2 protein-coding genes are annotated in these 2,020 nt (G+C 66.6%); both read right to left on the reverse strand.

All coding sequences use genetic code 11. The features are described from left to right. Window positions 1-148: 148 nt before the first annotated feature. Window positions 149-1,216 carry an SDR family oxidoreductase gene (locus tag ACWDSJ_RS37790; protein ID WP_450037673.1) on the reverse strand — a complete coding sequence of 356 codons (1,068 nt, stop codon included), beginning with the start codon at window positions 1,214-1,216 and terminating at the stop codon, window positions 149-151. Between the two features lie 142 nt (window positions 1,217-1,358). Then, window positions 1,359-1,919, reverse strand: coding sequence for a serine hydrolase (locus ACWDSJ_RS37795; RefSeq protein WP_450037675.1), 561 nt, complete (start codon window positions 1,917-1,919; stop codon window positions 1,359-1,361). Window positions 1,920-2,020: the final 101 nt, after the last annotated feature.

A 2,020-nucleotide genomic window follows, 5' to 3' on the forward strand; every position in this document is an offset into this window, starting at 1 on the left:
ACCGCGGCCGCGAATTCTTCCGCGCCACAACAACTCCTATCAATGAACCCCAATTCTACCTGGGGCCACTGTCCGAGAACCGTCGGGCACCTCACCCACCGGATGCCAGCAGCTAATGGACAACGGAGCCGCCAGATATAGCGAGAACCTACCCTCGCGCCCAGGCGGCGCACCCCGCTGCCGAAACGCCCGCCGCACCAACCCACAACAACCGCCGCGCGACCGGATGCGTAGCAAGCCACGTATACGGGCTGAACGGAAGCGCCTGTTTACGAAAATCCCCCTCCGCCCGAGCATCCCCGCTCGGCCCATACAGATTCCCCTCCCCGTCCACAGCGGGCTCACTGGTCTGCTCCATCGGAATCCCCAACCTCGCCAGAACAGCATCGGCCACTCGCGGAGTGAGGTGCTGCGTCACCTTCATCAATTTCGCCGCCCCACCCGCATAGAGATCTCGTACCGGATGCGTGGCCGCGAACAGGACACAGTCCGCGACCACTGCCGGATGGTAAAACGGCGGCGCGCCTTTGGGTTTCACCTCCATCTTGTTGCGGCCGTTGTTGAAGAACGGTGTATTGATGGCCGACGGTTTGATGCTGGTCACCGAAATCGGTGTCCCCTCGGCCTGCAACTCCCGTCGCAGCGCGTCGAGCACGCCCTCCACCGCGTGCTTGGACGCGGCGTAGGCGCTGTTGAGCGGCATGGCGACCACCGTCTCTCCCGAGCCGATCGCCACCAGCGCGCCCCGGCCCGCGCGGCGCAGGTGGGGGAGTGCCGCCTGGAAACCGTGCACCTGTCCCATGAAGTTGACCTCCATGAGCCGACGGAACTCCTCCGGTGTGGTGTGCTCGAAATCCGCGTAGACGACGACGCCCGCGGCCGCGACCCAGGTGTCGATGCGGCCGTAGGTCGCCACCGCCAGATCGGCGACGGATTCGACCTGCGCGCGGTCGCTGACATCGCACACCGCGTACACCGCTTCCCCACCGGCCGCGGCAATCTCACGCACGAGCGAGGCGAGGCCGTCCTCATTGCGTGCCGCCACAACGACTTTCGCGCCCGCCGCGCCCAGCCGCAGCGCCGTCTCCCGGCCTATCCCACTGGATCCACCGGCGACCACCACGACCTGCTCCGCGAGCGGCTTCAACTCGATCCCCACCATTCCGCGCCCTTCCCCTCGATGACGTATTACACATAATGTGAAATCTTCGGTCACTCGGTGCATACCCCCGTTCGGCGCGACGAATCCTCGACACCGGCCCGGCTCGGAGGAGGTCGAGGCGATCGACTTCGGCAAAGCCGAGCCGCACAGGAAGCGAACGGCCGCAGGGCCTTTCGCAACGGCGCATACCCCGCGCCTACCGTGTCGGCGTGGGTCCGGCGGACGCGTACACCCTCTCGATGATCCGCTTGGCGATCTCCGAAGCCGCCGCGTGCCCGTCCACGGTGGGCTCCAGATTCGCCCACACCACCACGGTCACCTTCCGCTCCGGATCGGTCCCCGCGAAGGTGTTGAACCCCGGCAGTTCTCCCGTATGTCCGTACAGCGCACCGAATTTCGCGATCGCCAGCCCGTACCGCGGTGCCTCCGGCGGGTTGGCCGGATCGGTGGGTCGCGGGCTGGACATGCGGAGCGACTGGGTGCGCTGGTCGAGCACCTTGCCGTCGGTGAGCGCTTCGGTCCAGCGGGCCAGATCGCCGACCGTGGAGATGGCGGCCCCCGCCGCCCACGCCCACGACGGGTTGTCCAGGGTCCGATCACCCGGAAGCAGCGAGCCGTCGTGCGCGTCGGCCTGCATCGGCGCGGGCAGGGCGGGCGGCGAGCCCATGGTCAGTACATTGCTGCCGAACATGTACCCCTGTGGATGCGGGTCGGGCAGCGCGGCGGAGGTGAGTGCCGGAAACGAGGTCTCCGTCATGCCGAGTGAGGAGCCGGAAGGAATTCGGACAGTGGGGTTTGCCGATTCTCAAGCTGCTTGGTTACGATGAAACCATTCGGACTCTACCTCGTTCGGTGTGC

The organism is Nocardia sp. NPDC003482 (assembly GCF_053588115.1).